This window comes from Microbacterium sp. (assembly GCF_044508325.1).
In the GTDB taxonomy this organism is placed as follows: domain Bacteria; phylum Actinomycetota; class Actinomycetes; order Actinomycetales; family Microbacteriaceae; genus Microbacterium.
In genome coordinates this window covers 26,738-34,470 of sequence record NZ_JBIQHX010000024.1, presented here as the reverse complement: position 1 = coordinate 34,470, position 7,733 = coordinate 26,738, and the positions used below count along the sequence as shown (strand labels likewise).

Genomic DNA, 7,733 nt, shown 5'->3' with positions numbered 1-7,733 from the left:
TTGCGCTCTTGGATTCCCCCTGCCTTCATATGGTGGTCGGCTGTGCCTGCGCTCCCTCTCAGAGGTGCGACGCGCAGGCTTCGGGGACGATCGAGCACTCCACCCTACGACAAGGAAACGTGCCCCGCCCGGGCCCACGGAGGTAATCCCCTTGGCTGCTGCTCCCAACGCATCCACCCCCACCACCACCAAGAACGGCCGCGGAGCTTCCCGCCTCTCGTTCGCCAAGATCTCCGACACGCTGACGGTCCCCGACCTTCTCGCGCTGCAGACCGAGTCCTTCGACTGGCTCGTCGGCAACGAGGGATGGAAGGCGCGGGTCGAGGCCGCCAAGGCGGCCGGCCGCACCGACGTGCCCGAGATCAGCGGCCTGGAGGAGATCTTCGAGGAGATCTCGCCGATCGAAGACCTCAGCGAGACGATGCAGCTGAGCTTCACCAACCCCTACCTCGAGCCCGAGAAGTACTCCATCGAGGAGTGCAAGGAGCGCGGCAAGACCTACGCCGCCCCGCTCTACGTCGAGGCCGAGTTCATGAACCACCAGACCGGTGAGATCAAGACCCAGACAGTCTTCATGGGCGACTTCCCGCTGCAGACCGACAAGGGCACGTTCATCATCAACGGCACCGAGCGCGTCGTCGTGTCGCAGCTGGTGCGCTCGCCGGGCGTCTACTTCGACCGCGTCGCCGACAAGACCAGCGACAAGGACATCGTCTCGGCGCGCATCATCCCGTCGCGGGGCGCGTGGCTCGAGTTCGAGATCGACAAGCGCGACCAGGTCGGCGTGCGCATCGACCGCAAGCGCAAGCAGTCGGTGACCGTCTTCCTCAAGGCGCTCGGCCTGACCAGCGAGGACATCCTCCGCGAGTTCGCGGGCTTCGACTCCATCGAGGAGACCCTGTCCAAGGACACGATCCTCACCAAGGAGGACGCCCTCCGCGACATCTACCGCAAGCTCCGTCCGGGCGAGCAGGTCGCCGCCGAGGCGGCCCGCGCGCTGCTGGACAACTTCTACTTCAACCCGAAGCGCTACGACCTGGCCAAGGTGGGTCGCTACAAGATCAACCAGAAGCTGGGCCTGGAGGCGCCGCTGACCGACTCGGTGCTGACCGTCGACGACATCGTCGCGACCATCAAGTACCTGGTGCGCCTGCACCGCGGCGACGTCACCTTCGAGGGCCGGCGCGGCGGCAAGGATGTCGAGATCCGCCTCGATGTCGACGACATCGACAACTTCGGCAACCGGCGCATCCGCGCGGTCGGCGAGCTGATCCAGAACCAGGTCCGCACGGGTCTGTCGCGCATGGAGCGCGTAGTGCGCGAGCGCATGACCACGCAGGACATCGAGGCGATCACCCCGCAGACCCTGATCAACGTGCGCCCCGTCGTCGCCGCGATCAAGGAGTTCTTCGGCACCTCGCAGCTGTCGCAGTTCATGGACCAGAACAACCCGCTGGCGGGCCTGACCCACAAGCGCCGCCTGTCGGCGCTCGGGCCCGGCGGTCTGTCGCGCGAGCGCGCCGGCGTCGAGGTGCGCGACGTGCACCCGTCGCACTACGGCCGCATGTGCCCGATCGAGACGCCGGAAGGCCCGAACATCGGCCTCATCGGCTCGCTCGCCTCGTTCGCCCGCATCAACTCGTTCGGGTTCATCGAGACGCCCTACCGCAAGGTCGAGGGCGGCAAGGTCACCGACCGGATCGACTACCTCACCGCGTCGGAGGAGAACGACTACATCGTCGCGCAGGCCGGCGCCGAGCTCGACAAGGACGGCCGGTTCGTCCAGGAGCGCGTGCTGGCCCGCCGCGGCCAGGGCGGCGAGGTCGACCTGTTCGCCGTGGACGAGATCGGCTACATGGACGTGTCGCCGCGCCAGATGGTCTCGGTGGCCACCTCGCTCATCCCGTTCCTCGAGCACGATGACGCCAACCGCGCCCTGATGGGCGCGAACATGCAGCGTCAGGCCGTGCCGCTGCTGCGCTCGGACTCGCCGTTCGTGGGCACCGGCATGGAAGGCTACGCCGCCATCGACGCGGGAGACGTCATCATCGCCGACAAGTCCGGCGTCGTGCTGGAGGTCGCGGCCGACGTCGTGACCGTGCAGCTGGACGAGGGCGGCACGCAGGACTACTTCCTGCGCAAGTTCGACCGCTCGAACCAGGGCACCTCGTACAACCAGCGCGTCATCGTCTCGGCCGGCGACCGCGTCGAGGCCGGCGAGGTCATCGCCGACGGCCCCGCCACCGAGAACGGCGAGCTCGCACTCGGCAAGAACCTGCTGGTCGCGTTCATGACGTGGGAGGGCCACAACTTCGAGGACGCCATCATCCTCAGCCAGGAGCTCGTGAAGAACGACACGCTCTCCTCGATCCACATCGAGGAGTACGAGGTCGACGCCCGCGACACCAAGCTCGGCAAGGAGGAGATCACGCGCGACCTGCCGAACGTGAGCCCCGAGCTGCTGAAGGACCTCGACGAGCGCGGCATCGTCCGCATCGGCGCCGAGGTGCGTCCCGGCGACATCCTGGTCGGCAAGGTCACGCCCAAGGGCGAGACCGAGCTCAGCGCCGAGGAGCGCCTGCTGCGCGCGATCTTCAACGAGAAGAGCCGCGAGGTGCGCGACACGTCGCTGAAGGTCCCGCACGGTGAAGAGGGCACGATCATCGCGGTGAAGGAGTTCAACGCCGAGGAGGGCGACGACGAGCTCGGCTCGGGCGTCAACCGCCGCGTCGTGGTCTACATCGCGCAGAAGCGCAAGATCACCGAGGGCGACAAGCTCGCCGGCCGCCACGGCAACAAGGGCGTCATCGCGAAGATCCTCCCCGTCGAGGACATGCCGTTCCTCGCGGACGGCACCCCCGTCGACGTCGTGCTCAACCCGCTCGGCATCCCCGGCCGCATGAACTTCGGCCAAGTGCTGGAGACCCACCTGGGGTGGATCGCCAAGCAGGGCTGGAAGATCGAGGGCAAGCCGGCCTGGGCCAAGAACATCCCCGACGAGGCCCGTTCGGCCGCCCCGGGCACCAAGGTCGCGACCCCGGTGTTCGACGGCGCCGCCGAGGAGGAGATCGCGGGTCTGCTCGACTCGACCCTCGCCAACCGCGACGGCGAGCGCCTGATCGACTCGACGGGCAAGACACAGCTGTTCGACGGCCGCTCCGGCGAGCCGTTCCCGGCTCCGATCTCGGTCGGCTACATGTACATCCTGAAGCTGCACCACCTGGTCGACGACAAGATCCACGCGCGCTCGACCGGTCCGTACTCGATGATCACCCAGCAGCCGCTGGGCGGGAAGGCGCAGTTCGGCGGTCAGCGCTTCGGCGAGATGGAGGTGTGGGCGCTGGAGGCCTACGGCGCCGCCTACGCGCTGCAGGAGCTGCTCACCATCAAGTCCGACGACATCCTCGGCCGCGTCAAGGTGTACGAGGCGATCGTGAAGGGCGAGAACATCCAGGAGCCCGGCATCCCCGAGTCGTTCAAGGTGCTCATGAAGGAGATGCAGTCCCTCTGCCTGAACGTCGAGGTCCTCTCGGCCGACGGCACCGCGGTCAACCTCCGCGACACGGACGACGACGCCTTCCGCGCCGCGGAAGAGCTCGGCATCAACATCTCCGCCCGGTTCGAGTCGTCGTCGATCGACGAGATCTGACCCTTCGACACGCTCAGGGACCGGACCGTCCCACGACTCAAGAGAGATTTCAGGAGAACCAGTGCTCGACGCAACAACATTCGATGAGCTTCGGATCGGTCTGGCGACCGCCGAGGACATCCGCAAGTGGTCCTACGGCGAGGTCAAGAAGCCGGAGACCATCAACTACCGCACGCTCAAGCCCGAGAAGGACGGGCTCTTCGGCGAGCAGATCTTCGGGCCCTCCCGCGACTGGGAGTGCGCCTGCGGCAAGTACAAGCGCGTCCGCTTCAAGGGCATCGTCTGCGAGCGCTGCGGCGTGGAGGTCACCAAGTCCTCCGTCCGCCGCGAGCGGATGGGCCACATCGAGCTGGCTGCGCCGGTGACCCACATCTGGTACTTCAAGGGCGTCCCCTCGCGTCTGGGCTACCTGCTCGACATGGCCCCGAAGGACCTCGAGAAGGTCATCTACTTCGCCGCCTACATGGTGATCTCGGTCGACGAGGATGCGCGCCACCGCGACCTGCCGACGCACGAGAACAACATCCGCCTCGAGATGAAGGCGCTCGGCGACCGCCGCGACGCCCGCATCGCGACCCGCCTGCAGAAGCTGGAGGAGGAGCTCGCCGCGCTCGAGGAGGAGGGTGCCAAGGCCGACCAGAAGAAGAAGGTCAAGGACGCCGCCGAGAAGGAGATGGCGCAGATCCGCAAGAACGCGGACGAGCAGATCGCCAAGCTGGAGCGCGTGTGGGAGGAGTTCCGCACGCTCGAGGTCGGCTCACTCAAGCCCGAGGACGAGATCTTCAACGAGCTCGTCGACCGCTTCGGTCAGTACTTCGAGGCCTACATGGGCGCCGAGGCGATCAAGCGCCGCCTGGAGGCGTTCGACCTGCAGGGCGAGGCGGACAGCCTGCATCAGCAGATCTCCGAGGGCAAGGGTCAGCGCAAGATCCGCGCGATCAAGCGCCTCAAGGTCGTCAACTCGTTCCTGGCCACCGGTATGAGCCCGGCCGCCATGGTGCTGGACGTGGTCCCGGTCATCCCGCCGGAGCTGCGGCCCATGGTCCAGCTGGACGGCGGACGGTTCGCGACATCCGATCTCAACGACCTGTACCGTCGCGTGATCAACCGCAACAACCGCCTGCGCCGCCTCATCGACCTCGGTGCGCCCGAGATCATCGTGAACAACGAGAAGCGGATGCTGCAGGAGGCCGTCGACGCACTGTTCGACAACGGCCGCCGTGGCCGGCCCGTCACGGGCCCGGGCAACCGCCCGCTCAAGAGCCTCTCGGACATGCTCAAGGGCAAGCAGGGCCGGTTCCGCCAGAACCTGCTCGGCAAGCGCGTGGACTACTCGGGTCGCTCGGTGATCGTCGTCGGCCCGCAGCTCAAGCTCCACCAGTGCGGTCTGCCCAAGCAGATGGCCCTCGAGCTGTTCAAGCCGTTCGTGATCAAGCGCCTGATCGACCTGGGTCACTCGCAGAACATCAAGGCCGCCAAGCGTGCCGTCGAGCGCACCCGCCCCGAGGTGTGGGACGTGCTCGAGGAGATCATCCGCGAGCGCCCCGTGCTGCTCAACCGCGCGCCCACGCTGCACCGCCTGGGCATCCAGGCGTTCGAGCCGCAGCTCGTGGAGGGCAAGGCGATCCAGCTGCACCCGCTCGTGTGCGCGGCGTTCAACGCCGACTTCGACGGCGACCAGATGGCCGTGCACCTGCCGCTCTCGGTGGAGGCCCAGGCCGAGGCGCGCATCCTGATGCTGGCGTCGAACAACATCCTCAAGCCGTCGGACGGCCGCCCGGTCACCCTGCCCTCGCAGGACATGATCATCGGCCTGCACCACCTGACCACGGTCAAGGAGGGCGCGCTGGGCGAGGGTCGTGCGTTCGGCTCGGTCGCCGAGGCGATCCTCGCGCGCGACGAGGGCACGCTCGACCTGCAGGCCAAGGTGCGCATCCGCATCCCCGGCCTGTCGTTCCTCGAGGGCGAGGCTCCCGAGGGCTACGAGCGCCACGGACTGGTGGACGCATCGCTCGGCCAGGCGATCTTCAACGACACGCTGCCGAAGGGCTACCCCTTCGTGCGCGGGCAGGCCGACAAGGGCAAGCTGTCGCAGATCGTCAACAAGCTGGCCGAGGAGTACCCGAAGGTCGAGGTCGCCGCGACGCTGGACCGCATCAAGGACGCGGGCTTCTACTGGGCCACGCGCTCCGGCGTGACCGTCGCCCTCAGCGACGTGCTCACCCCGCCGGAGAAGAGCGCCATCGTCGCCAAGCACGAGAAGGCGGCGGCGAAGGCCCAGGCCCAGTACGAGAAGGGTCTCATCACCGACGCCGAGCGCCGGCAGGAGCTCATCGAGATCTGGACCGAGGCCACCGACGAGGTCCAGAAGGCGATGCGCGACAACTTCCCCGAGGACAACACCATCAACCGCATGGTGACCTCGGGCGCGCGAGGCAACTGGCTGCAGATCCGCAACATCGCGGGCATGCGGGGCCTGGTGAACAACCCGAAGGGCGAGATCATCCCGCGTCCGATCATCTCCTCGTACCGCGAGGGGCTGAGCGTGGCGGAGTACTTCATCGCCACCCACGGCGCGCGCAAGGGCCTGGCCGACACCGCCCTGCGCACCGCGGACTCGGGCTACCTGACCCGTCGCCTCGTGGACGTCTCGCAGGACGTCATCATCCGCGAGGACGACTGCGGCACGACCAAGGGACTGGAGCTGCCGATCGCCGCCCCGGGCATCGACGGCGCCCTCGTGAAGGACGCGAACGTCGAGAACTCGGTGTTCGCCCGGACGCTGGCCTCTGACGTGGTCGACGCCAAGGGCGAGGTGCTCGCCGCCGCCGGAGACGACGTGGGCGACGTGCTCATCGACCGTCTCGTCGAGGCGGGCATCGAGTCGATCAAGGTGCGCTCGGTGCTCACCTGCGACTCGGCCGTCGGCGTGTGCGCGCAGTGCTACGGCCGTTCGCTGGCCACGGGCAAGATGGTCGACATCGGCGAGGCCGTGGGCATCATCGCCGCCCAGTCGATCGGCGAGCCCGGCACGCAGCTGACGATGCGCACCTTCCACACGGGCGGTTCGGCCTCGGCCGACGACATCACGCAGGGTCTGCCCCGCGTGCAGGAGCTCTTCGAGGCCCGCACCCCCAAGGGCGCGTCGCCGATCGCCGAGTCGGACGGTCGCATCGCCATCGAGGAGACCGAGAAGTCCCGCAAGGTGATCCTCACGCCCGACAACGGCGAGGAGCCGCACGTGTACCCGGTGCTCAAGCGCGCCACCCTCCTGGTGGAGGACGGGCAGCACGTGTCGGTCGGCCAGCCGCTGCAGGTCGGCACGCTCGACCCCAAGGAGGTCATGCGCGTCCAGGGCGCCCGCGAGGTGCAGAAGTACCTCGTCAACGGCGTGCAGGGCGTGTACCGCTCGCAGGGCGTGCCGATCCACGACAAGCACATCGAGGTCATCGTGCGCCAGATGCTGCGCAAGGTCACCGTGGTCGACCACGGCGACACGGCGCTGCTGCCCGGCGAGATGGTGGACTTCAAGCGCTACCAGAACATCAACCGCGAGGCGGTCGCCGAGGGCAAGCGCCCGGCGTCGGGCCGCCCCGAGCTGATGGGCATCACGAAGGCGTCGCTGGCGACCGAGTCGTGGCTGTCGGCGGCGTCGTTCCAGGAGACGACGCGCGTGCTGACGCAGGCCGCGATGGAGGGCAAGAGCGATCCGCTCGTGGGGCTGAAGGAGAACGTGATCATCGGGAAGCTGATCCCGGCCGGAACCGGGCTCGCGAAGTACCGCAACGTCACGGTCGAGGCGACCGAGGAGGCCAAGAGCGAGCGGTACCCCAACCGCATCTTCGCATCCGACGGCGCGTTCAGCGATGCCGACCTGAGCTACGTCGACTTCGACAGCTTCTCGACGGACGACTTCACGCCTGGCACGTACAATTGAGTCGAGTGGGCTCAATGCGGCGCAGCCGCGTTGAGCCCACTGCGACTCAAGGTTGAGCGAGACCGCGCGCAGCGCGCTCGAGCCGAAACCTCACGGTCGGATGCGCCGGCATCCACCTGACGGTCGGATGCGCCGGCATCCACCTGA

Annotated in this window: 2 protein-coding genes; both read left to right on the top strand. The window is 67.7% G+C overall.

Features of this window, described 5'->3' with window-relative positions; all coding sequences use genetic code 11:
- Nucleotides 1-151: 151 nt before the first annotated feature.
- Nucleotides 152-3,649 carry a DNA-directed RNA polymerase subunit beta gene (gene rpoB / locus ACIWQI_RS14395; RefSeq protein WP_396658424.1) on the top strand — a complete coding sequence of 1,166 codons (3,498 nt, stop codon included), beginning with the start codon at nucleotides 152-154 and terminating at the stop codon, nucleotides 3,647-3,649.
- 61 nt (nucleotides 3,650-3,710) lie between these two features.
- Nucleotides 3,711-7,586, top strand: coding sequence for a DNA-directed RNA polymerase subunit beta' (gene rpoC, locus ACIWQI_RS14390; protein ID WP_396658422.1), 3,876 nt, complete (start codon nucleotides 3,711-3,713; stop codon nucleotides 7,584-7,586).
- Nucleotides 7,587-7,733 lie beyond the last annotated feature (147 nt).